The organism is Rahnella sp. P4_A8, assembly GCF_056402435.1.
Map to the genome: position 1 here is coordinate 24,242 of NZ_JBFUHK010000001.1, position 22,927 is coordinate 47,168.

General features: G+C 52.2%; 18 protein-coding genes. 4 read left to right on the forward strand and 14 right to left on the reverse strand.

Annotation, left to right across the window (positions count from 1 at the left end):
* Nucleotides 1-16: 16 nt before the first annotated feature.
* The 10 genes from AC1DUO_RS00110 to AC1DUO_RS00155 form a co-directional block, all read right to left on the reverse strand.
* Nucleotides 17-1,621: a GMC family oxidoreductase gene (locus AC1DUO_RS00110; RefSeq protein ID WP_013575579.1), complete on the reverse strand. Its 1,605-nt coding sequence runs from the start codon at nt 1,619-1,621 to the stop codon at nt 17-19.
* On the reverse strand, nt 1,614-2,183 hold the full coding sequence (locus AC1DUO_RS00115; protein ID WP_477986123.1) for a sugar dehydrogenase complex small subunit: 570 nt from the start codon (nt 2,181-2,183) through the stop codon (nt 1,614-1,616). The genes AC1DUO_RS00110 and AC1DUO_RS00115 overlap by 8 nt, the downstream gene beginning before the upstream one ends.
* Before the next feature lie 78 nt (nt 2,184-2,261).
* Entirely contained in the window at nt 2,262-2,738 is a 477-nt protein-coding gene (locus AC1DUO_RS00120; protein WP_119261657.1) for a GlcG/HbpS family heme-binding protein, read from the reverse strand.
* Nucleotides 2,739-3,155: 417 nt separating this feature from the next.
* On the reverse strand, nt 3,156-5,135 hold the full coding sequence (gene aegA / locus AC1DUO_RS00125; protein ID WP_119261656.1) for a formate-dependent uric acid utilization protein AegA: 1,980 nt from the start codon (nt 5,133-5,135) through the stop codon (nt 3,156-3,158).
* Between the two features lie 209 nt (nt 5,136-5,344).
* The gene (locus AC1DUO_RS00130; RefSeq protein WP_119261655.1) at nt 5,345-6,898 is read right to left on the reverse strand and encodes a serine hydrolase domain-containing protein; all 1,554 of its coding nucleotides are present in this window, start codon (nt 6,896-6,898) and stop codon (nt 5,345-5,347) included.
* Nucleotides 6,899-6,981: 83 nt separating this feature from the next.
* The gene (locus tag AC1DUO_RS00135; protein WP_013575574.1) at nt 6,982-7,755 is read right to left on the reverse strand and encodes an ABC transporter ATP-binding protein; all 774 of its coding nucleotides are present in this window, start codon (nt 7,753-7,755) and stop codon (nt 6,982-6,984) included.
* Entirely contained in the window at nt 7,752-8,582 is an 831-nt protein-coding gene (locus AC1DUO_RS00140) for an ABC transporter ATP-binding protein (RefSeq protein WP_013575573.1), read from the reverse strand. The genes AC1DUO_RS00135 and AC1DUO_RS00140 overlap by 4 nt, the downstream gene beginning before the upstream one ends.
* Nucleotides 8,582-9,508, reverse strand: coding sequence for an ABC transporter permease (locus tag AC1DUO_RS00145; RefSeq protein WP_013575572.1), 927 nt, complete (start codon nt 9,506-9,508; stop codon nt 8,582-8,584). Before AC1DUO_RS00145 ends, AC1DUO_RS00140 begins: the two co-directional genes overlap by 1 nt.
* Nucleotides 9,505-10,518 (reverse strand): ABC transporter permease, encoded by a 1,014-nt coding sequence (locus tag AC1DUO_RS00150; protein ID WP_013575571.1) that lies wholly within the window; start codon nt 10,516-10,518, stop codon nt 9,505-9,507. Before AC1DUO_RS00150 ends, AC1DUO_RS00145 begins: the two co-directional genes overlap by 4 nt.
* On the reverse strand, nt 10,515-12,110 hold the full coding sequence (locus AC1DUO_RS00155) for an ABC transporter substrate-binding protein (protein ID WP_477986128.1): 1,596 nt from the start codon (nt 12,108-12,110) through the stop codon (nt 10,515-10,517). Before AC1DUO_RS00155 ends, AC1DUO_RS00150 begins: the two co-directional genes overlap by 4 nt.
* A 250-nt stretch (nt 12,111-12,360) precedes the next feature.
* Between AC1DUO_RS00155 and AC1DUO_RS00160 the strand changes: the two genes are divergently transcribed.
* Complete coding sequence (locus tag AC1DUO_RS00160) at nt 12,361-13,473, forward strand: dipeptidase (RefSeq protein WP_119261654.1); 1,113 nt, start codon at nt 12,361-12,363, stop codon at nt 13,471-13,473.
* Nucleotides 13,474-13,702: 229 nt separating this feature from the next.
* On the opposite strand, the gene ydgH is transcribed toward AC1DUO_RS00160, so the two are convergent.
* Nucleotides 13,703-14,656 (reverse strand): DUF1471 family protein YdgH, encoded by a 954-nt coding sequence (gene ydgH / locus AC1DUO_RS00165; RefSeq protein WP_013575568.1) that lies wholly within the window; start codon nt 14,654-14,656, stop codon nt 13,703-13,705.
* Nucleotides 14,657-15,191: 535 nt separating this feature from the next.
* Here ydgH and pntA point away from each other — a divergent pair.
* Together pntA and pntB are read left to right on the forward strand one after the other, a co-directional pair.
* Entirely contained in the window at nt 15,192-16,721 is a 1,530-nt protein-coding gene (gene pntA, locus AC1DUO_RS00170; RefSeq protein ID WP_119261653.1) for a Re/Si-specific NAD(P)(+) transhydrogenase subunit alpha, read from the forward strand.
* A 9-nt stretch (nt 16,722-16,730) separates the two neighbouring features.
* Complete coding sequence (gene pntB / locus AC1DUO_RS00175; RefSeq protein WP_013575566.1) at nt 16,731-18,122, forward strand: Re/Si-specific NAD(P)(+) transhydrogenase subunit beta; 1,392 nt, start codon at nt 16,731-16,733, stop codon at nt 18,120-18,122.
* 69 nt (nt 18,123-18,191) lie between these two features.
* Here pntB and uspE read toward each other — a convergent pair whose 3' ends face one another.
* Both uspE and AC1DUO_RS00185 read right to left on the reverse strand, forming a co-directional pair.
* Complete coding sequence (gene uspE / locus AC1DUO_RS00180; protein WP_477986131.1) at nt 18,192-19,151, reverse strand: universal stress protein UspE; 960 nt, start codon at nt 19,149-19,151, stop codon at nt 18,192-18,194.
* Between the two features lie 135 nt (nt 19,152-19,286).
* On the reverse strand, nt 19,287-20,042 hold the full coding sequence (locus AC1DUO_RS00185; protein ID WP_013575564.1) for an FNR family transcription factor: 756 nt from the start codon (nt 20,040-20,042) through the stop codon (nt 19,287-19,289).
* Nucleotides 20,043-20,482: 440 nt separating this feature from the next.
* On the opposite strand from AC1DUO_RS00185, the gene AC1DUO_RS00190 reads away from it, so the two are divergent.
* The gene (locus AC1DUO_RS00190; RefSeq protein ID WP_119261652.1) at nt 20,483-21,508 is read left to right on the forward strand and encodes a TerC/Alx family metal homeostasis membrane protein; all 1,026 of its coding nucleotides are present in this window, start codon (nt 20,483-20,485) and stop codon (nt 21,506-21,508) included.
* Between the two features lie 79 nt (nt 21,509-21,587).
* Here AC1DUO_RS00190 and AC1DUO_RS00195 read toward each other — a convergent pair whose 3' ends face one another.
* Entirely contained in the window at nt 21,588-22,808 is a 1,221-nt protein-coding gene (locus AC1DUO_RS00195) for a glycosyltransferase family protein (RefSeq protein ID WP_013575562.1), read from the reverse strand.
* Nucleotides 22,809-22,927: the final 119 nt, after the last annotated feature.

A 22,927-nucleotide genomic window follows, 5' to 3' on the forward strand; every position in this document is an offset into this window, starting at 1 on the left:
GTCCTCAGAAAATCAATCAGGCCAGGCTTTTCAGCACCGTATCAGCCATACGCAATGCCAGCGCAGTTCCCGACAGCGTGGAATTCACCGTTGAAGCAGAGGGCATAATGCCGGTACCGGCGATGAACAGGTTCGGGTGGTCATGCGTACGGCAATCACCATCCACCACGGAATCTTTCGGGTCGCTGCCCATGATCATGGTGCCGGTAATATGCTGGTTGTTGTCGTACACCCCACGCTTGCTGTACACCACTTCGGTGCCGCCCATTTCTTTGACGATTTTCTGAAAATCAAGCATCGACTGGTCATAACCGCGGTGAACGTAGTCCGGGAATTTGTAATGCACTTCGAGGCGCGGAATACCCCATTCGTCTTTCTCGGTTTTGCTCAACACCACACGGTTTTCCGGTTCCGGCAGCATTTCCAGCAGGCATTTCAGCTGAATAAAACGCTCGGACTGATAGGTCAGTTTGTCGTTCAGCGCTTTACCGTAATAACCCTGACGCACCAGACGTTCAGTCAGATAGCGCACCGGCGAGGTATTGGCGACGTCGATACGTAACGCAGAGCGATCGCGACGGAAATCACCATCACGCAGATTATTGATACTGCCCGGGCGCATCGGGCCGCGGCCGAAATACACTGGCTCGTCGGCGTAAAACTCAACAGAGGTGCCGGGGTGATCCATCAGATTTCGACCCACCATGCCGGAGCTGTTGGCGATACCATTCGGGTATTTATCGCTGGTGGACATCAGCAACAGTTTCGGGCTTTCGATGCCGTTGGCGGTCAGCACGAAGCGTTTACCGGTGACTTTATGGGCCACTTTGTCAGCATCCAGATAGTGCACAGCCACGATCTCGCCGCTGTCACTGGCTTCGATGTTGTACACCACGGCGTTGGCAATCACGCGCACACCGGCTTCGATGGCTTTGCGCGCCGAAATACCGCCGTGATACTGCGCATCAATCGGGCAAACAGGCATACAGTTATTGTTGCCGCAGCAGGCAGGACGACCGTCATAAGGAATACTGTTACGCGCCTGCGGGCCGATACCTAATACGTAACCGAGTTTGGCAATGCGTTTGCTGATGCGGTCAAAACCGTAGGGCAGCGGAATACCCGGCAGCGGATAGGGTTGTGAACGCGGTGAATCCAGCGCGTCGTCACCGGAAACGCCCATCTGAATTTCGGCTTCGGTGTAATACGGCTCCAGATCTTCATAACTGATTGGCCAGTCACGACCCACGCCATACAGCGTTTTGATTTTCATATCATTTGGCAGCAGGCGAAACGCCTGTCCCGCCCAGTGCCAGGTTGTGCCACCGACACCGCGCAGATACTGAGCAGCGTAGAGGTCCGGGCCTTTCTGGATCAGATAATTGTTATCTTTCGGCTGGAATTTCGGTTGCGGTGCCCAGGGTTTCGGCGGATAGGGTTCGGTAAAGTCGCCTTTGAGCGGTGACTGACGGAACAGTTCTACCGCTTCGTCTCGTTTGATCACCGGCCCGGAATCGAGCATCAGCACGGAAACGCCGGCTTTGACCATTTTCAGCGCAGCCAGCGAACCGGCGATACCGGCACCAATAACAACGACATCTGCATTCAGTGCATCAGCCATGAGCAATCACCTCCGTGGAATTTTGTTGCAGTGCAGCAGGCTTGTTGACCCAGAAATTCGGTTCACCCGGCGCATAACTCGGCGGCAGCAGGTTATTTTTCAGCAACTGATAGCTGACGATATTTTCAAATCCGATACATTTCAGACTGCCGGGTTGACCGACCACACCGAGATACCAGCCACTGACCAGTTGCTGATACAACTGCGCCAGCTCTGCCGGTTGCTGTGCAAGAAGCTGATGTAAATCATCACCCACCACGCCGCGGTGTGCGGTGATCAGTGCTGAAAGGGTATCGAGTTGTGAGTCGAGCTGCGCGTTGTTCTGCGACTGATGCAGCCAGCTGTAAAGTGCCTGAGCGAGGTGCGGTTCGAGCCTGTCCATGCCGGTCAGCTGTTTAGAAAGTGCCATAAAACTGTCTGGCATTGTCACAGCTGAAGCCAGCGGTGGCGCGGCATGGGCGAGGGTAGCAAATACGCCACCGCCCAGCATCTGGCTACCGATACCCGCAACCATGACGCCCGCAGTGCCGAGTATCCACCGGCGACGAGAGAGATTGATCATGCTGAAAGTCCGTAAATGTTCCGTATAAAACGGCCATGGGCGTGGCCGTCAACAAGAAGGAGTAATTGAAAGTGCCTGTTATTTCAGGACGCTGGCCGCTTTCTCAGAGGACTGGTTGTCGATGTCCTGCTTCGGTGTGCTGACACCGACTGCGCCCACCACTTCACCGTTAATCGTCAGCGGGAATCCACCACCCAGCGGCACGGCATTTGGGATCGCCAATACGGTGGTTTCGCCACCCTGCAGGCGTTGCATGAATTTCAGCGAAGGAGCGTGGTAGAGCGCGGAAGTGCGCGCTTTGCCGATGGACGCATCAACACAACCGGCCGGAGAACCGTCAAGGCGCTGGAAGGCCAGTAATGAACCAGATGCATCAACTACCGCGACGCAACCGGTGCTGTGTTGTTCTGCAAGAGTGGATTTCACACTGTCGATGACTTTGGCTGCCTGCGCGTTATCCAGCGGAGGATGTCCGGCGGCGAAAGCGGAAGTGGCGGAGAAGAAAAGCGTGGTGGCACACAGTAAAGCCTGTGTGGTGGTTTTTTTAACAGACATAGACTCATCCCTTGTAGCAGTAGCAAAACATGACTTGACGTATTTTTCGAATAAGATTTTTTAAATAAGTGTTTTAAATCAATAGAATTAAAAACAATAACGTTAACGGGCGGAACACTCTGGTGTGTTTCTTAATGCCACACGAACAAAGGCGTTATTGGTTTTTGTTTCGCGGATGTTAATTCAATTAACAAAACAGCAAAAGTGACGGTTGCGCTGGGAAATTAATTCCCGGGAGATTTTGTGCGGATATTATGAGCAAAGCGGGCCTGCAGGCCTTGTTGGATAAGGACTGAACATTTTGTGCTGTTACGAACCAGATGATCCGTTTATATTAATTAAATGTGATCCTGTTAACAAAAAACCTCCCGAAAAGGGAGGTTTGTATTTTGCCGACAGCGCAAAGAAACGGGAGGGCTAATGGGCCGCCGGTCTGAGAGCCGGTGTACGGAAATCCAGCGATGCAATAATGCTGTTTGCTGCCTGTCGTCCGTCCGACATAGCTGTCACCACCAGGTCGGCGCCCCGCACCGCATCGCCGCCTGCAAATATCTGCGGGTGACTGGTCTGATACGGGAAGCGGCTGTGATGCGGGGCCTGTAACAATCCCTGTTCGTCGTGCCTCACCGACAGTTCATCCAGCCACGGCATAGCATGCGGCAGAAAGCCAAATGCCATAATGACCGCTTCCGCTTCGAGCAGGAATTCAGAACCGGCAATCGGTGTGGGTCTGCGTCTGCCGCTGGCATCCGGTTCTCCCGGGGCGGTACGGACTAAGCGGATACCGCAGACTTCGCCCCGGTTATTCAGCTCAATGCTCACCGGCTGAACGTTAAACATAAACTCAGCCCCTTCCTCGCGTGAGTTTTTCACTTCTTTCTTCGAGCCCGGCATGCTTATTTCATCGCGGCGATACGCACAAATCACGCTTTTGGCATTCTGGCGCAGCGACGTGCGCAGACAATCCATCGCCGTATCGCCGCCGCCGAGCACGACCACGCGTTTTCCCGCCATGCTGACATAAGGCTCATGTTTCAGTTCGGGCAAATTCATCAGATGTTTGGCGTTCGCAATCAGGAACGGCAGGGCGCTGTAAACGCCCGGCGCGTTTTCATTTTCCAGTCCGGCTTTCATCGCTTTATACGTACCCACACCTAAGAATATTGCATCGAACTCTTCCAGCAGTTGTTCCGCCTGAATGTCGACGCCGATTTCGGTATTGAGCCGGAACTCAATGCCCATTTCAGTGAAGATTTCCCGGCGCCTGACCAGCACGTTTTTATCCAGCTTGAACGCCGGAATACCAAAGGTCAGCAGGCCGCCGATCTCAGGGTGACGATCAAAGACCACGGCTTTTACGCCATGCCGCGCCAGCACGTCAGCGCAGCCCAATCCGGCCGGGCCTGCACCCACCACGGCTACGCGATAATTACGCGGAATAACCTCTGAAAGATCGGGTTTCCAGCCTTGTGCCAGCGCGGTATCGGTAATATAGCGCTCAATATTGCCGATGCTCACTGAGCCTTGTTTATCAAAAGTGCAGGCGCCTTCGCAAAGCCTGTCCTGCGGGCAGACGCGGCCACAGATCTCCGGCAGGCTGCTGGTGCGGTGCGAAAGCTCTACGGCTTCCAGAATGTGTCCCTGTTTCGCCAGCGCCAGTAATTGTGGGATATCGTTATGCAGCGGGCAGGTCCAGGCGCAGAAAGGGTGATCACTGCAATGCAGACAGCGGCCAGCCTGTTCTTCAACCTGCATCGGTGTAAAGCGCGCATAGATCTCATTAAACGTGCTTTTACGTTCGGTGAGCGGGGCTTTTGCCGCATCGAGGCGCGGTGGTGCCATGGCGGCGGCGAATACGGCTGCTGATTTGCTGGTCAGTGAAACCTGAGGATTCCGGCCCATGGCGGCGCGGTATTGTTTATCAGCGCGGTTCTGAGCAATGACCTGATCGGTGATGAGATGCAGTGCCTGTATCGGGCAGGCATTGACGCATGCCTGTCCGTCCGGGCTGTCATTGCACAGATCACATTTATGCGCCACGGCTGCCGCGGCGGGTAAGCCGGTCAGCGGATAGCTCTCATGCTGTACGATATCAATGGCGCCAAACGGACAGGCCACGGCGCAGGTTTTACAGCCGATACAGCGTTCTTCCAGCAACTGAATGCTGTCGTTACGACGAACGAATGCGTTTGTCGGGCAAACCTGCAAACACGGGGCATCTTCGCACTGACGGCATAGCACGGCGCTATGCCGATCGTTTTGCCGGATGACATGAATGCGCGGGGTAAACTGTTCTTTCGACGAATAACATTGTTCATTGTGAGACAAGACGCAAGCGACCTCACAGGCGCGACAACCTATGCAAGCCTGAGAATCAGCAATAATAAATTGGTTCATTTTTACCCTGTCGGCATTTTAGTTTGCTGTGGTCTCTCATAGACCGCACAAATACTATGGGTTTGTTTGTCATCCTAATGGATACAAACACAGGGTTTATTTGAGGTGCGTCACAGTTTGACGTGTTGTTACAGTGAGGGAGTTTAAAAAAACGCCGCCAGACGTGGGCCGGGGCGGCGTTTTGCAGGACAACGCTTCGCAGGTTATTTTTACGGATGCCAGCTGCTGCGGCATTCATCACGACGGAAACTCAGCACGCGGCTGCGGTTGGAAATCAGCCGGACGTTGTAGCCCTGGAAATAAAGACAGAAGTTTTTCTTCCACGGTCCGTCAGGGAGTTCCACCAGCAAACGCCCCGCACCCAGCGATGTTAACTGGCCGCTGGCACGCAGCGTGCCGACGCCCATCAGCAACTGATCGCCCTCAATATCAAAGGCGGCTTTCGATTGGGGATGATGCCAGCGCCCCTGAACCATTTTCAGGCAATCATTGGTTTCCACCGGGGTAAAGTAACGCGGCGCGTGTCCGATTTCACCCTGAATGGCGGTGCCGTCCCAGCGCAAACGCATCGGCATGTGTGCGGATAGGGTGATGGCTTCGTCGGCGTCCGCGCCCTGATAGAGGTTATCGGCAGCGCCGAGATAACTGGCCGTGCCGTTGCTGACTTTTAGCCAGTACGGCTCGGCAACGCTGGCGTATACACCATCCGGCAATGCATGGCTACGCGCCGGGAGCGGCGCAGCTAACAGTGACGACATGACTTCCAGCACATGGGTAAACGCTGTGGTGTCTTCGCGATTGGAGACCAGCGCAATGCCTGCATCAAGCTCAGGATGAAGCAGGAAATAGGTTTTATAACCGGCATGGGAACCGCCGTGGCCGTAAACCGTATGTTCACCGATTTTCGTCGAGGTGATGCCCAGCCCGTAAGCGGAAGGAATGTCGCCTTGCAGATAACGTTGTTCTGTCAGCGTTTGCAGTACGCCCGCGGCCGGTCCGTTTTGTGAAAGCAGGCTTTGCAGCCATACTGAAAGCGAACGTACGCTGCCGGTCAGGCTACCGGATGCAGACAGATGCAAACCTGCGACGGCTGTTTTCCAGCCGGTGGTGTCCTGCCAGTAACCGGGCACCAGGTCCGGGACGATATCGAACCAGGTTTCCGGCGCATGGAAAGCGATATCCAGCGGCTGCGCGATATACTTTTGCAGCAGATCCTCAAACAAAATGCCTTTTTGTTTGAGGATTTCTTCCACCAGCCGGTAACCGGTGTTGCTGTAGGAAATCTCAGTCCCTGCTGTGAAGTTCAGAGCGCCGTCCTGCGCCAGAAATTCCATAATGGCACTGGCTTCGCTGACGTTGTAAACAGAAATCCCCAGCAGCGAAAGGGTTTCCCGCACGTCCGGCAGGCCTGCGGTCATGTCCAGCGCCTGCCCGAGGGTCACTTGTGACATCGGCGCTTTCAGTTGCGGTAAATGCTGACCAAGGGTATCACTCACCGAAAGACTGGCATCGCTTTTCAGCAAGGCCAGTGTGGCGAAAATATGTTTTGTGACAGAGGCATAGCGGACAACAGAATCGATGCTGAAAGGTGTCGATGTGCTGAGGTTTGCCAGCCCTCCGGTCGCGAAACTGCGGAGAGTTTTACTGTCAAAAAGGGTGATCGCGCCGCCCGGTTCTCCGGGTTTATCCCAGTTTTTAGTTATGCGTTTTGCTGTTTCTTCAGCCGCCTGCCACTGTAATGCAGACTGTTCGGTGGATGTCATTAACGTCTCCTGACTGTCTTTCAGTGAAAAAGTGGGCAGCCCGGGCTGCCCGCGAAACCCAAATACGTTCACGGCAGGAACGATTATCCGGGCTCCTCTAAACTGAGACTTAACGATCGTAACTCGGCTGTGTGCGGATGGCTGACGTTGCCCATCCGTAAATCGTCTGCGCTCAGAAGTTCGACCATTTCACCACCAATCATTACGCCAATGCTGGTGCAAAGATGCGTAACAACGGCCAGATTGTGACTGACCAGAATATAAGTCAGTTTCCGGCGTTCACGCAGGTCGCTTAGCAGGTTGAGGATCTCCGCCTGCACCGAGACATCCAGCGCCGAGGTCGGCTCATCGAGCAGTAAAATTTCCGGTTCTGAAATCATCGCCCGCGCGATTGCGACCCGCTGACGCTGACCGCCGGAAAGCTGGTGCGGGAAGCGAAAACGCACCGTCTGCGGCAGGCCGACTTCGGCCAGCGCATCAGTGATACGTTTTTCGATATTCAGAAAACCGTGCACAATCAGCGGTTCGCTGAGAATGCGGTCAATGGTCTGGCGCGGATGCAGCGAGCCGTACGGATCCTGAAATACCATCTGCACGCGGCGGAAAAAGCGTTTCTGGCGCACCGGCACTTGATCTTCGCCGCCAATCACCATCCCGCCGGACCAGGACTGATTCAGCCCGGCCAGTGCGCGTAAAATGGTGGACTTGCCCGAGCCGCTTTCTCCCACGATGCCGAAACATTCACCGGGCGCGACACTGAAACTCACGCCTTTCACCACTTCGGTATCGCCGAACGCGATGCGCAGGTTATTGAGGATTATTTTGCTGTTATCCAGAGGAGGGAGTTCTGCTGTCATGAGGTTTTCCATGCTTCGTCACGCACCAGCACTGGCAGTCTGTCCCGAGGATGTTTCAGCGACGGCAGACATTCCAGCAGCCCGCGGGTGTAAGGATGTTGAGCTTTCAGTAAATTACCGGCTTGTAACGTTTCGACGATACGCCCGGCGTACATGACGGCCACGCGGTCACAGAATTTCGATACCAGTGGCAAATCATGGCTGATCAGAATCAGCCCCATGCCGCGGCTGGATACAAGGTCATCGAGCAGACGCAAAATCTCAGCCTGCACAGTGGCATCAAGGGCGCTGGTCGGTTCATCGGCAATCATCAGTTCCGGATCAGGAGCCAGCATCATGGCAATCATTACGCGCTGCCCCATGCCGCCGGATACCTCATGGGCATAACGCTCGGCCACTTTATGCGGCTCACGGATACGCACCTGATCCAGCAGTTCAATTGCTGCATTCATGGCCTGTTTTTTCGAGCCGCCTTTATGCGTTTGCCAGGCTTCGGCCACCTGTTTACCGATCGGCATCACCGGATTGAGCGAGTATTTCGGATCCTGCAAAATGAAACCTACCCGCTTGCCACGGATCTGACGCATTTGCTTCTCGCTGGCATTGCGCAAATCGATGCCGTCGAAAGACAGCGTTTCGGCGCGGCACCTGGCGCTGGAAGGCAGAAGGTTCATCAGGCAACGTGCTGTCAGGGATTTACCCGAACCACTTTCGCCTACGATGCCAAATTTCTCCTTACCCAATGACAGCGATACGCCGCGAACGGCATCGAAACTGCCGCTGTTGGTCTGAAACGTAATATGCAGATCTTTGATATCAACCAGCATTATTGCTCCTTAGGATCGAGGACGTCACGCAGCCCGTCGCCGAGGAAGTTAAACGCCAGAGAGGTCACAAAAATGGCAATGGCCGGAATTAACGGTACCCACCATTCACTGAACAGGAAGCGGCGGGCAGTGGCAATCATCGCCCCCCATTCCGGCGATGGCGGTTGAGCGCCCATACCTAAAAAGCCCAGACTCGCAGCGGTGATAATGATCGAACTCATGTCCAGCGTGATACGCACCACCAGGCTCGGCACACACAGCGGCATGATATGGCGCAGCACGATGCGGGCAGGTGTTGCGCCAGTCAGACGGCAGGCGGCAATATAATCCGTGCCGCGTACCTGCATGGTTTCTGCACGTGCAAGGCGGGCATACGGCGGCCAGGCGGTGAGGGCGATCGCCAGAATAGCGCTCTCGATGCCGGGTTTCAGTGCAGCCACAAAGGCCAGTGCCAGAATCAGACGCGGGAAGGCCAGAAAAATGTCGGTGATGCGCATCAGAATACGGTCAAGTAATCCGCCCGCATAACCGGCCACGCAGCCAATCAGCAGGCCGAGCGGGGCGACAATTGCCACCACTATAATCACCATTCCGAGCGTGATACGTCCGCCATAAAGAATACGGCTCAGGGTATCGCGGCCCAGTTCATCTGTTCCCAGCCAGTGCAGGGAAGACGGTTTTGCCAGACGATGCGCCAGATCCTGTGCGCCCGGGTCGTAGCTGGTCAGCCACGGCGCGCAAAGGGAAATCAGCAACACAATCAGCACGGTAAACAGGCCGGTTACTGCCAGCGGGTTTTTACGCAGACCGAGCCAGATGCGGTAACGACGGCCCCAGACGGCTTGCGTGCGGGTGTGCGGCGTGTCGGCCAGCAGCCAGGCGCGGCTGCCCGCGCGGGGTTGAGGTATGACAGGTAAAGTGCTCATTTTACGCGGGGATCCAATAGTCGGTAGAGAAGGTCAGCCAGCAGGTTGAGCAGCACATAAATCGCGCCAATCAGCAATGTTGAGCCGATCACCGGATTCATATCCGCATTCATCAGCGACACGGTGAGATATTGTCCGAGACCCGGCCAGGAGAAGACGTTTTCTGTGACCACGGCGCCTTCGAGAAGGCCCGCGTACGTCAATGCCAGCACGGTGATCAGTTGTACGCCGACGGTGGGGAAGGCATGTTTCCAGATAACCCGTTGCGCCGAGAGCCCCTTGGCACGGGCGGTGATCACGTATTCCCCGCCCAGTGCGTTGAGCATGAAAGTACGCGTCATGCGGGTGATATAAGCCATGCTGAAATACGCAAGGATCAGCACCGGCTGCACCATATGGGCGAGGGCATCCCAAAATGCGCCCATGTCACCGGCCAGCAGAGAATCCACGGTAAGCAAGCCGGTGACCTGCGGGATCATGTCCTGATAAATGATGTCCTGACGTCCCGGCCCCGGCGCGATACCCAGCGCAGAGTAGAAAATCAGCAGGCTGAGCAGCGCCAGCACAAACACCGGCAGCGAGTGACCGGCCAGACATACCACGCGGATAGTCTGATCAATCCAGCTGCCCTGACGGGTGGCGGCCCAGACACCCAGCGGAATACCGACAATGGCGGCGATAATGATCGCCGCCGTGGCCAGTTCCAGCGTGGCGGGGAAAAACCGGGCGATATCCGTGGTGACCAGATTGGAGGTCAGGGCAGAGCGCCCTAAATCACCGTGGAATACCTGACTGAGATAATGGAAAAACTGCAACCAGAGGGGCTGATCCAGCCCCATTTCATGACGAACCCGTTCGACCACTGCCTGCGGGGCATTATCGCCAACCGCAGCCAGAACCGGGTCCGTCGGCATTACGCGACCGATAAAGAAAGTCACTACCGACAGACCAAACAAAGTAAGACAAACGCTGATGCAGGTACTCAGAAATCCTTTGAGTCTCTTGCTCACGCTTTAACAACCTTCTCGTAGGGGCTGGTGCTCATTACAGTCAGTACCACACCGGAAATCACTTTGCGGCAGGCGGCGGTCATGGTTGGTTGCAGCATGATGGCAAACGGGCTGTTTTCCATATGTTTGGTCTGCAATTCTTCATAGAGTTTGATACGGGTGGCCGGATCCGATTCTTTCAGCGCCTGGGTGCTCAGATCTGAGATTTCCTTATCCTGCCAGCTACAACGCCATGCCAGCGTACGGCTCTTGGCGGCGTCGGTGTTATCCGGATTGCTGCAGAAGGCTTCGGCGTTAGAGTTCGGGTCAAAGTAATCCGCGCCCCATTGGGTCATTGCCAGTTGTTGCTGACGAGCACGCATTTTGGTCAGTACCTGACGGCTTTCCGCGGCCAGCAGCGTCACTTTAATCCCCACTTCGGCGAGGTTAGATTGCAATGCCTGCACGATGTCAGAAGAAGGTGAAGCGGAGTAGTGATCTAAGGTGATTTCAAAACCATTCGGGAAACCCGCTTCGGCCAGCAAGGCTTTGGCTTTTGCCACATCACGTTTGTACATGATGGTGTTCACTGCCGCCGGGAACCCTTCAGGCAGGAAGCTCTGATGGATTTTGTGGGTCAGCGGCACGATATGCTGCTGGATATTCTCGTAATCGATAGCCCATTTGATCGCCTGCCAGACCTGCGGTTTAGCCAGATTCGGATGCGCGGTATTGGCAGACAACATAAAGGTGCCGGCGATACCTTTTTGTACCAGCGTGAAGTTTTTGTCGTTGATCAGCGGACGCAACTGCTCGGTGGTCAGGTTACGGGCGATATCCACATCGCCTTTTTGCAGCATCAGCAACTGAGCGGAAGGGTCGATAATATGGCGCATGATGATGCGCTGAATTTTGCCTGCGTGCGGGTTGTTCTTGTTGCTTTCCAGAATCACGGATTCACTGACTTTCCAGTCGCGCAACTTGAACGCACCGGAACCGGCACTGTTTTTCTTCAGCCAGGCATTACCCAAATCGTCACCGGTCTGATTCGCCAGACAGGCGGATTTTTGCACGATACTGCCGACGTTGGCGGTCAGGCAATACAACAGGAAGGATTCAGATGCCGGTTCAGCGGTTTTGATCACCAGCGTTTTGGCGTCAGGCGCGGTAATCAGGCTCTCGACGTTATCTTTGGTGTAACCAAACTGATTAATAATGTAGGCCGGGCTCTTATCGAGTTTCACAACGCGTTGCAGGGAGAAAGCGGCGTCTTCGGCAGTAACCGGTTTGCCATCGGCCCATTTGGCTTTCGGATCCAGCTTGAAGGTAAAGGTTTTTTTGTCGTCAGAAGCCGTCCAGGACACTGCCAGATCGCCTTCAATTTCATCAGGGGAGGCCAGTTTAGGTTTCACCAGTTGCTGATACATATTACCGGTAATTTCACTGCCCACGGACTCAAAGCTTTCATGCGGATCAAGGCTGGTAATGATGTCGAGTTGAATAGCCATGACCAGTATTGATGCCGGCGTGGCAGCAAACACGGCATCAAATTTCAGGTAGGACAGCACAGGTATTGCGGAAAAACCGGTAACAAATTGACGCCTGGTAACCATAACTACTCCCATCGTGTTGATATATAAAAGTAAAATTAAAAATTACGGTGGCAAACCCTTGACTTAACTCCAGGCAACTGGCTTAAATGAAAAACGGTTGCTTTGCACTCGTCGACGTTTCATATCGAAAAAACTAATGTGAAGCGTACTGTGTTTGTTCAAAGCTGGTGCAGCATGACTCCATTACTGCACCCCGCATGAACAAATCTCCGTTGTCTTAGTCATGCTTAATCAAAGGTAGACCTTTTTTATGAATAACGTAGCGCACGGAACTGAAGAATTAATGCCGGTTTTTGATGGACATAACGATGTTTTGCTGCAACTTTGGACAGAACATCATCAGGATCCTGAACGCGCATTCCTTCAGGGGCCCGCCAGCGGACAACTGGACCTGCCGCGCTGTCGTGAAGCAGGCTTTGCTGGCGGGCTTTTCGCCGCCTGGGTGCCGACTCCGGATATTGATCTAGCAATTAGCGTGCCGGATCGTTCAGTGGACCCCCGTTTTCTGCCCGAAGGTACTCAAAAACATCCTGATTTTTCCCCTACACCTTCTTTCGATTTTGCACGTGATGTCACATTTGGCATGATGGCGTTCCTGCTGAGAATCGAAGCGCAATCGCAGGGCAAGGTGAAAATTTGTCGTACCGCGCAGGAGATCAGGCAGTCAATGCATAACCATGCATTAGCTGTGGTTATGCATATTGAGGGCGCCGAGGCAATTGATGAGGATTTGTATAATCTTGATGTGCTTTACAGCATGGGGCTGCGTTCCCTGGGGCCGGTATGGAGTCGTCCGAACATCTTCGGTGAGGGTGTGCCGTTTAAATATCAGACCTCACCGGATACCGGACCGGGGCTGACAGAGGCGGGTGTGCGTCTGGTGAAAGCCTGTAACCAGAAACGCATCATGATTGACCTCTCTCATCTGAATGAAAAAGGCTTCTGGCAGGTGGCTGAATTAAGTGATGCGCCGCTGGTGGCCAGCCATTCCAACGCATTCAGTATCTGCCCGCAGTCACGTAACCTGACCGATAAGCAGCTGCACGCCATCAAAGAAAGCCAGGGCTTCGTCGGGCTGAACTTTGCGGTGCCATTCCTGCGTGAAGACGGTAAACGCAGTGATGATACCGGCACCGATATTATGGTACGTCACATGGATTATCTGGTTGAGCATCTGGGTGAGGAGGGGGTCGGATTGGGATCAGACTTTGATGGCGCATCGATGGCACCGTTTTTGAAGGATGTGCGCGGGTTACCGGTGCTGGTTGAAGCCCTGCGCAAAGCGGGCTACGGCAATGCGCTGCTGGAAAAAATCTGCTACAAAAACTGGGTGAATGTGCTGGAACGTACCTGGGGAAACTAAGCGGGCCGCAAGGGCGTTCGCGGCAAAAAAAAGGCAGCCACCAGGGCTAATGCCGATCAGTTAAGCATTTTTATGAATACAAATTCATTTTTGTGCTTCAAAGGATAATGAAGGAATCAGGCTTATAGCGCTATTTTTCTTCATCGAAGGCCCAAATTCACGGACCTCATTTCCTTAAGTGACCAGCATTAGCCACCTGGGCTGCCTTTTTGCTGTCTGTCATTCAGACTTATTTGAAGAAGTCTGCGCTTACAGTCAGGTTGCCACCGCTCTTGTTCTGCCACTGGCGGGTAATGTGGTAGAACTTGGCACCCTTGGCAGCCGCACGGTTCGCGACTTCCTGCGAAACATCCGTGGTGCTGTTGAAGTGGCCGGTAAAAGTGGTGGAATCAAACGGAACCATCTGTGCGGCAGTTACGTCATTCACTTCCTGAATCTTTGCACCGTTAGTGGCAGTGACAGTGTAACGCTTACCAGTTGATGACTGCGTTTCAAAGAAACGGCCAACATCACGGCTTGGGCTACCAGAGGATGCCACACCCGGAATTTCGACCTTGGCTGCTGCTGCTCCGCCCGCTGCCAGTGCTGCTTTACCGGCTTCAGAATCAGCAGGGATAGCATCCGGAGACTGAACAACACGTTTTTGTGCATCTTTCTTATAAATGAATGCAGTGATGTACTGGTTGCCGCCGCTGTTGGCATCAATCTGGCGAACGATGAAGAAGGAATACGCCCCTTTTTCTTTCGCTGCTTTCGTAATGGCATCGTTGACGTCTGGCTGGCTGCGGTAGAAACCGTTCACGGTGACGGTATCGAAAGGTTCGAGGCCGTAAGCAACATCTTTAGGCAGCTCAACCACACCGTTGATAACACGGTAGTGAGGATCATTGCTGATTTCTGGCGCATCTTTTTTATAGATGTCTGCAACTACGCGCCAGTTCCCGCTATTGTTAGTGCTGTTGGTATCTTGAATATAAAAATAATCTGCACCCAGCGTATCGGCACGGCGGGAAACGGCGTCAGCGGCGTCGCCCAGCGTGTTGAACCGCCCGGTAATAACAATGCGATCAAAAGGCTTGATGGCTGCGGCTTTCTGCGGGCTAATTTCCTGCGCGGCATGTGCAGCAGACAGCGCAGAAACAGAAAACAGGGCCGATGCGATGATCGTTTTTGTCAGCTTCATAAAAAATCCTTCCACCTTGCGCAGTAATGTTGAAACGTGCTGAATTCTTGATGTGTAACAGGTTAGCGGACGATTATTGCATGTAACAATGCCAAGTGTCTCAGCAATTTATGGCAATAATGCGTGTGCTACCGGTATATCACATCACTTTTATTACTGCGCATAACTTATATAAGTTTGTTGAATAATCCAAGTAGTGAAATAAATGTTAATTATTCACTATTTTCTAACTTTTATGCCCAGTCCGAGCGGGTTATGGTAGAAGGATCCTGAGTGATTGATCCGGTGTTACGGTTGTTATGAGGTGGATTAAAGGCTTGTTTCTCAGGGTTTGCAGCAGGTTTGCGGACCATATCGACTTTTTTAATAATAATWACCTGTCTATCGCTGTGATACGTAGATTATTGATTAGATATTCAGTAGGTTATAGTCAGCCTGAAAAAATAAAATTCGGTGGCTTATGAACCGACGGGCTTGTACTTGAATTGTTATGTCGATGACAAAAATCATCAATGAAAAGGGTGAAGGGAATACTATGCGTATTGGTGTACCAAGAGAGCGGTTGACCAATGAAGCCAGGGTTGCAGCCACGCCGAAAACGGTGGAGCAGTTGTTGAAACTCGGCTTTACGGTCGCTATCGAACAGGGGGCCGGTAAGTTAGCCAGCTTTGAAGACTCGGCTTATGAGCAAGCGGGGGCATCAGTCGTCAGCGGTGATGATGTATGGCACTCAGATATCGTTTTGAAGGTTAATGCGCCAGAAAACGATGAAATCGATAAATTACAGGCGGGAACCACGTTAGTCAGCTTTATCTGGCCTGCGCAAAACCCTGATCTGATCCAAAAACTGGCCGACCGTCAGGTGACGGCAATGGCTATGGATTCTGTGCCGCGTATTTCCCGTGCGCAATCCCTTGATGCCCTGAGCTCAATGGCTAACATTGCCGGTTATCGTGCGATCGTTGAAGCGGCGCATGAGTTCGGTCGTTTCTTTACCGGGCAGATTACTGCTGCGGGTAAAGTGCCACCGGCAAAAGTGATGATTATCGGTGCCGGTGTGGCTGGGCTGGCTGCTATCGGTGCAGCTGGCAGCCTCGGTGCTATCGTCCGTGCGTTTGATACCCGCCCGGAAGTGAAAGAGCAGGTCAAAAGTATGGGCGCTGAATTCCTCGAGCTGGATTTCGAGGAAGAAGCAGGCAGCGGCGACGGTTATGCCAAAGTGATGTCCGAAGCGTTCATTAAAGCGGAAATGGCGTTGTTTGCGGCGCAGGCCGAAGAAGTGGACATTATCGTCACGACCGCGTTGATCCCTGGCCGTCCTGCACCGAAGCTCATCACCAAAGAGATGGTTGCCTCTATGAAGCCGGGCAGTGTGATCGTCGATCTGGCGGCTCAGACAGGCGGTAACTGTGAGCTGACAGTAGCAGACAAAATCACGACCACTGAAAACGGCGTGAAGATTATCGGCTATACCGATTTGCCAAGTCGTCTGCCCACGCAGTCTTCCCAGCTTTACGGCACCAACCTGGTTAACCTGCTGAAATTGCTGTGCAAAGAGAAGAACGGTGAAATCGAGATTGATTTCGAAGATACCGTTGTGCGCGGTGTAACAGTCGTGAAATCCGGCGAAGTCACCTGGCCTGCGCCGCCGATTCAGGTCTCTGCTCAGCCTCAGGCTGCGAAAGCCGCAGAGCCTGTTGCCAAAGTTGAAGCCAAACCGGCGTCGCCGTGGACCAAATTCATCATTATGGCTGTGGCTATTGTGCTGTTTGGCTGGCTGGCGAACGTTGCCCCGAAAGAATTCCTTTCCCACTTTACCGTATTCGCGCTTTCGTGCGTGGTCGGGTATTACGTGGTGTGGAATGTCAGTCATGCGCTGCATACCCCGCTGATGTCGGTGACTAACGCCATCTCCGGGATTATCGTGGTCGGTGCCGTACTGCAAATCGGTCACGGCGGCTGGGTGAGTTTCCTGTCCTTCGTCGCTGTTCTGATTGCCAGTATCAATATTTTCGGCGGATTCACCGTCACTCAGCGCATGCTGAAGATGTTTCGTAAGAACTAAGGGGAATATATGTCTGGGGGTTTAGTAACAGCAGCATATATTGTTGCCGCAATTCTGTTTATTTGCAGCCTGGCTGGGTTGTCAAAACATGAAACATCCAAGCAGGGTAACATTTTCGGTGTCACCGGGATGGCGATCGCGTTAATCGCGACCATCCTTGGACCTGACTCCGGCAATGTTGGCTGGATCATCGTTGCTATGGTGATTGGCGGTGCGATCGGTGTTTATCTGGCGCGTAAAGTCGAAATGACCGAAATGCCTGAACTGGTGGCGATTCTGCACAGCTTCGTGGGTCTGGCGGCGGTTCTGGTGGGCTTTAACAGCTATCTGGATCACGGTGTTGTGCCGATGGAAGGTGTGATGGAAAATATCCATCTGACCGAAGTATTCCTCGGTATCTTCATCGGCGCAGTGACCTTTACCGGTTCGATTGTGGCGTTCGGCAAACTGCGTGGGATCATCTCTTCCAAACCGCTGGCATTGCCACACCGGCATAAACTGAATCTGGCTGCACTGGTCATTTCCTTCCTGCTGATGGTGATGTTTGTTCGCACTGAAAGCGTAGGGCTGCAGGTTCTCGCATTACTGATCATGACCCTGATCGCACTGGCGTTTGGCTGGCACCTGGTGTCCTCCATCGGCGGCGCGGATATGCCGGTTGTGGTTTCCATGCTGAACTCCTATTCCGGTTGGGCTGCGGCTGCGGCAGGTTTCATGCTCAGCAACGACCTGCTGATCGTCACCGGTGCGCTGGTGGGGTCTTCCGGTGCAATTCTGTCCTATATCATGTGTAAAGCCATGAACCGTTCGTTCATTAGTGTGATTGCAGGCGGTTTCGGTACTGACGGTTCTTCTACCGGTGATGCTGAAGAGATGGGTGAATATCACGAAGCCAGCGCGGAAGATGTGGCTGACATGCTCAAAAATGCCAGCTCGGTAATCATCACTCCTGGCTATGGCATGGCAGTTGCTCAGGCACAGTATCCGGTGCATGACATCACGGCGAAATTGCGCGCGAAAGGCATCAAGGTGCGTTTCGGTATTCACCCTGTTGCGGGGCGTCTGCCGGGCCACATGAACGTCTTGCTGGCCGAAGCAAAAGTGCCGTATGACATCGTGCTGGAAATGGATGAAATCAATGATGATTTCAGCGATACCGACGTGGTGCTGGTTATTGGTGCCAATGACACCGTGAACCCGGCCGCGCAGGAAGATCCGCGCAGCCCAATCGCCGGTATGCCAGTGTTGGAAGTGTGGAAAGCGCAGAACGTGATTGTGTTTAAACGTTCAATGAATACCGGTTATGCCGGTGTGCAGAACCCGCTGTTCTTCAAAGAAAATACCCAAATGCTGTTTGGCGATGCTAAAGAAAGCGTAGAGAAAATCCTGCGCGCGCTGTAATCAATCGAAATCCGTAATGCAAAAAGGCCAGTCAGTTGACTGGCCTTTATTTTTTGTATGAATCAGACTTTACTCGTCTTCATCTTCTTCGTCGTCATCTGACGTAATAGGGCATTCGAAATCATCGGGTTTGATTGCCAGCAAATCGCATTTCAGATGGTCGATCACCTGTTCGGTAGTATTCCCCAAAAATGCGGCAGAAAGGCCGGTGCGGCCAATCGCACCAAGAACAACCACACCTGCCTGCAAATGCTCTGCAAGGTCAGGAATGACTTCTTCCGGCAGGCCTTTTTCCACGTGCGTATATTTTTCATCAAGCTGGAATTTCTGTCGCAACGCTTTCATCGCAATCAGATGCTGACCGCGGATGGCGTCGTTATATACGCTTGGGTCGAAGTCCGGCAGTTCAATAGCAATATTGATTGGCGTAACCGGATAGGCGCCGACCAGATGGACTTCCGTCTGATTAACGTGAGACGCCAGCTCAATGGTCTCTTTCACCAGTTTAATGTTGAGCGGGTYGTGATAAGGTTCTTCGCTGGAAAGGTTGACAGCAACCACCGCTTTGCCGCCTTCCGGCCACGGCTGGTCTTTTACCATCCATACCGGACACGGACATTTACGCAGTAAGTTCCAGTCAGTCGGAGTGAAAATAACAGACTCAAGGCGGTCATGCTGATGAGCCATTTTCAACAACAAGTCGTGATTATTGGAAACGACTTCCTGAATAATGGCTTCGAAAGGTTTGTTATGCCAGACAACTTTGACATCAATGGGAATGCCCGCTTCGACATAATACCGGCACTGTTCTTTAATCCATTCTTCCCGTTCGCTGATCACACTTTGTCGCATACTGGTCCGTTCGTCGGGCGACAGCATGGTGGTCATCTCATAGGAGAAGTCATAAATCGACAGGAAGGCTTTGATGCGGCCGCCATTACGTTGCACCAGATAAACGGCACGACGTAGCGCGGGTTGGTCATCCTGATTGGGGTCTATAGCAACCAGTAAATTCTGATACTTAGCCATGGGGACTCCTTAACACCTGTAGAAGAACGGCGGTCAGTGTATTAAGTACAGAGTAAACCAAGATTAAGCAATCGGACAGAGGAGAAATTGAGTCGGATCAACAAATTATTCTTTGCAGATCCGACTCAATATTTATCAGGCAGAAACCGGAGCAGACTGACCGGCTAATTGAGAAAGCATTTCATGATTCTCAATGGTGATGTATTTACCTTTTACGCTCAGCATTTCTGATTTCTGGAAACGACCGAGTAAACGGCTGATAGTTTCCACGGTCAGGCCGAGGTAATTACCGATGTCGCCACGGGTCATGGTCAGGCGGAATTCGCGCTGAGAGAAACCACGTTGCGCAAAGCGGCGGGAGAGGTTGTAGATAAATGCAGCCAGTCGTTCTTCAGCATTTTTCTTCGACAACAGCAGGATCATATCCTGGTCGCCTTTTATCTCACCGCTCATCAGGCGCATCATTTGCTGGCGCAGATTCGGCATTTTTCCGGAGAGATCGTCGAGGGTCTCAAACGGAATTTCACAAACCATAGACGTTTCCAAAGCTTGCGCAAAACTTGGATGCTGTAAGCCTCCAATGGCATCAAAACCCACTAAATCGCCCGCAAGATGGAAGCCTGTGATTTGCTCGTCGCCTTGCTCAGTGATGGTGTAACTTTTGATGGTGCCTGAGCGAATCGCATATAAAGACTTCAGTTCATCACCGGCTTTAAACAATGCCTGACCTTTTTGGATCGGCTTTTTCCTTTCAATAATGTTGTCTAACTGATCGAGTTCATGTTCGTTCAGCGTGAAAGGAATACAAAGCTGGCTGATGCTACAGTCCTGACAATGGATTGCACAGCCACCAGATTGGATACGTCGAATAATACGCTTTTCCGGGATCATAAGAGTCACTCTGGCAATATTGATATGGGTCAATTTTAACATCTTTTGCAGCGAGTGATAAGTAGCTATAAGTAGCTAAAAGGGCGAAATGTTAAAAAACCCCGTTTTTTAACGGGTTTTTTTTCTCATTATTTTGATCTGCACTGAGAATTAAGCCCAATTGAGAATCAATGAGATTCAAAGCTGGATCAAATTATCAGTAAAAAGAATATTTAAATTTTAGAGAATAAGTAGATTGAATCAATTTAGGAGAGAAAACGTCTATTTCATTATCCGTTTTGGTTCGTTATTGACCAAGGTTTTTTGCAATTCTTGCCGTAAAAGACGCATCGGATTATGGCATAAAACGCCGTACCGGATCGACTTTGATACCCATTCACCTCACAACCGCTTACAATGGCTGAATTCGTTTAGCTTTCGTTTACTTTAGGAAAGGTGTAATGCAGTCTGATTCTCTGGGTTTTCCGTTTGAAACCACGCTTGTTTTTATCGTTGTAGCTGTTGCGGCGCTGCTGACTGACATCTTTGCCCACCGCAGTCATAAGCCTATCGGCCTGAAAAGTGCCTCCCTTTGGACCCTATTCTGGATCGCTGTTTCTCTTGGTTTTGCCGGATTCTTATATATCCATCACGGCAAAGAAGTCGCCAGTCTTTTCCTTACCGGTTATGCGCTGGAACAGGTGCTTTCCATTGATAACCTGTTTGTGATTATGGCCATTTTTACCTGGTTTAAAGTGCCGGATGGCTATCGTCACCGCATTCTTTACTGGGGCGTGATTGGCGCAATTGTCTTCAGGGGGATTTTCGTGGTGATTGGTACCAGCCTGCTGGCGCTGGGGCCATGGGTGGAAATGGTGTTTGCCGTTGTCATTCTCTGGACCGCTATTCTGATGATGCGCGCCTCCAGCGATGATGAAGAAAATGATGATTACTCCGATCATATTGCTAACCGTATGGTACGTCGTTTCTTCCCGGTGTTCCCGAAACTGGTGGGGCCACATTTTCTGGTCAGCAGTGAGCAGGTAGAAGCTGAACTGGCGAAGCCGGAAAATCAGGGCTTCAGCTTTACGGTGAAGAAGGGCGTACGTTATGCAACGCCGTTATTGCTGTGCATTGCTGTGGTTGAAATTTCAGACCTGATGTTTGCGTTTGACAGCGTACCTGCCGTCATCGCTGTCAGCCGTGAACCTCTGATCGTCTATTCCGCCATGATGTTTGCCGTGCTTGGTTTACGTACGATGTATTTCGTGCTCGAGGCTCTGCGTAAATATCTGGTGCATCTGGAGAAATCAGTGATCTTCCTGCTGTTCTTCGTGGCGGCAAAACTGGCACTGAATTCCAGTAACCATCTGTGGCATCACGGGATTGAAATCAGCGCATTAGCCAGCCTTTACGTGGTGCTGGGTGTTCTGGCGTTAGGCATCATTGCCAGCTTACTTTTCCCAGGGAAAAAAGAAGCCGCGTAACGCCAGTCTGAAATTTATGCATAAAAAAACGCTGCGATTGCAGCGTTTTTACTTTCTGCGGTAATTCTTTTAAAAGGCGTTACACATCGCCTTCATTATCTTTTTCGACTGCTTCATGAATGCGGTCCAGCATGTCCGGGAAGGCGGACTGCACACGGCTCCAGCTTGGAATGAACGGCTTTTCGCTCGGCGTATCCACAAAAGCCTGACCGGCTTCCATGATCGCGCCTGAGAATAATTCTACCGCCGATTCCTCGCTGTGACGGTCAAAAGTTAACCCGTTCATTTTGGCGTCATTTTCAAATCCGTCGATCATGTCCAGCGCATTACGATAATAGGTCGCTTTCAGAATACGGAAAGACTCACTGGTAATATTCACGCCGAGAATAGCCATCTTACGATACAGCGCTTTGGTGATATCAATACTCATGCGCTGTAAACCATTAGACGCATCCTCTTCTGACATCGGCTGGTGTTTATGGTCGTAATTGTCGGCAATATCCACCTGACAAATACGCTTGGTCGCCGTATTACGGTGCAGTTCTGACAGCACACCAATTTCCAGCCCCCAGTCACTCGGAATGCGCAAATCGTTCAGAACATGCGTGCGCATCGCAAATTCACCTGAAAGCGGGTAACGGAAGGTGCGCAGATACTCAAGAAAATCAGAGTGGCCGTAAACGATTTGCAGGGATTTCAGCAACGGGAAAACCAGCAGGCGACCGACGCGGCCATTGAATTTCCCGTCTGCTACACGGGCGTAATAACCTTTGCAGAAATCGTAATGGAAGTTGGGATTGGCCACCGGATACATCAGGCGAGCCAGCATCTCGCGACTGTACGTGACAATGTCACAATCATGCAGCCCGACCACTGAGGTGCGGCGCGAGGCCAGCGTATAGCCGACACAAAACCACACATTGCGGCCTTTGCCCGGTTCATTCGGGGAAAGGTTTTCTTTCTTAAGCTCCTCATCCAGTGCAGTCAGGCGCGGACCGTCATTCCATAAAATGCGGTGACGCTGCGGCAGGCGGGAGAAAAATTCGCGGGCAAATAAAAATTGATCACGGTCAGCGCGATCTAAACCAATAACGATTTCTTCCAGATACGGGACTTTCGTCAGCTCGTCGACAATGCGCGTCAGCGCCGGACCTTCCAGTTCTGAAAATAACGACGGTAATATTAATCCCATTGAACGGCGGCCGGAGAACACCTGCAGATCGTATTCCAGTTCTTCGACTTTGCGGTTCGTCAGATTATGAAAATTAGTAATGACACCATCCTGATAAAAATCGCTCATACGGTATTCTCCAATTTTAGAATAGATAAAATTATTGGAAGTCTTCTCTGCAAACACAGAACGATAAACAATGTGGAAACCAACTGTTAATAAAGTATTTTACCTTTTCCATTTTTCCT

What these genes read in the sequence shown, in the direction of transcription:
- AC1DUO_RS00110 (WP_013575579.1), bottom strand. Translation starts at nt 1,621, where the DNA reads ATGGCTGATGCACTGAATGCAGATGTCGTTGTTATTGGTGCCGGTATC.
- AC1DUO_RS00115 (WP_477986123.1), bottom strand. Translation starts at nt 2,183, where the DNA reads ATGATCAATCTCTCTCGTCGCCGGTGGATACTCGGCACTGCGGGCGTC.
- AC1DUO_RS00120 (WP_119261657.1), bottom strand. Translation starts at nt 2,738, where the DNA reads ATGTCTGTTAAAAAAACCACCACACAGGCTTTACTGTGTGCCACCACG.
- aegA (WP_119261656.1), bottom strand. Translation starts at nt 5,135, where the DNA reads ATGAACCAATTTATTATTGCTGATTCTCAGGCTTGCATAGGTTGTCGC.
- AC1DUO_RS00130 (WP_119261655.1), bottom strand. Translation starts at nt 6,898, where the DNA reads ATGACATCCACCGAACAGTCTGCATTACAGTGGCAGGCGGCTGAAGAA.
- AC1DUO_RS00135 (WP_013575574.1), bottom strand. Translation starts at nt 7,755, where the DNA reads ATGACAGCAGAACTCCCTCCTCTGGATAACAGCAAAATAATCCTCAAT.
- AC1DUO_RS00140 (WP_013575573.1), bottom strand. Translation starts at nt 8,582, where the DNA reads ATGCTGGTTGATATCAAAGATCTGCATATTACGTTTCAGACCAACAGC.
- AC1DUO_RS00145 (WP_013575572.1), bottom strand. Translation starts at nt 9,508, where the DNA reads ATGAGCACTTTACCTGTCATACCTCAACCCCGCGCGGGCAGCCGCGCC.
- AC1DUO_RS00155 (WP_477986128.1), bottom strand. Translation starts at nt 12,110, where the DNA reads ATGGTTACCAGGCGTCAATTTGTTACCGGTTTTTCCGCAATACCTGTG.
- AC1DUO_RS00160 (WP_119261654.1), top strand. Translation starts at nt 12,361, where the DNA reads ATGAATAACGTAGCGCACGGAACTGAAGAATTAATGCCGGTTTTTGAT.
- ydgH (WP_013575568.1), bottom strand. Translation starts at nt 14,656, where the DNA reads ATGAAGCTGACAAAAACGATCATCGCATCGGCCCTGTTTTCTGTTTCT.
- pntA (WP_119261653.1), top strand. Translation starts at nt 15,192, where the DNA reads ATGCGTATTGGTGTACCAAGAGAGCGGTTGACCAATGAAGCCAGGGTT.
- pntB (WP_013575566.1), top strand. Translation starts at nt 16,731, where the DNA reads ATGTCTGGGGGTTTAGTAACAGCAGCATATATTGTTGCCGCAATTCTG.
- AC1DUO_RS00185 (WP_013575564.1), bottom strand. Translation starts at nt 20,042, where the DNA reads ATGATCCCGGAAAAGCGTATTATTCGACGTATCCAATCTGGTGGCTGT.
- AC1DUO_RS00190 (WP_119261652.1), top strand. Translation starts at nt 20,483, where the DNA reads ATGCAGTCTGATTCTCTGGGTTTTCCGTTTGAAACCACGCTTGTTTTT.
- AC1DUO_RS00195 (WP_013575562.1), bottom strand. Translation starts at nt 22,808, where the DNA reads ATGAGCGATTTTTATCAGGATGGTGTCATTACTAATTTTCATAATCTG.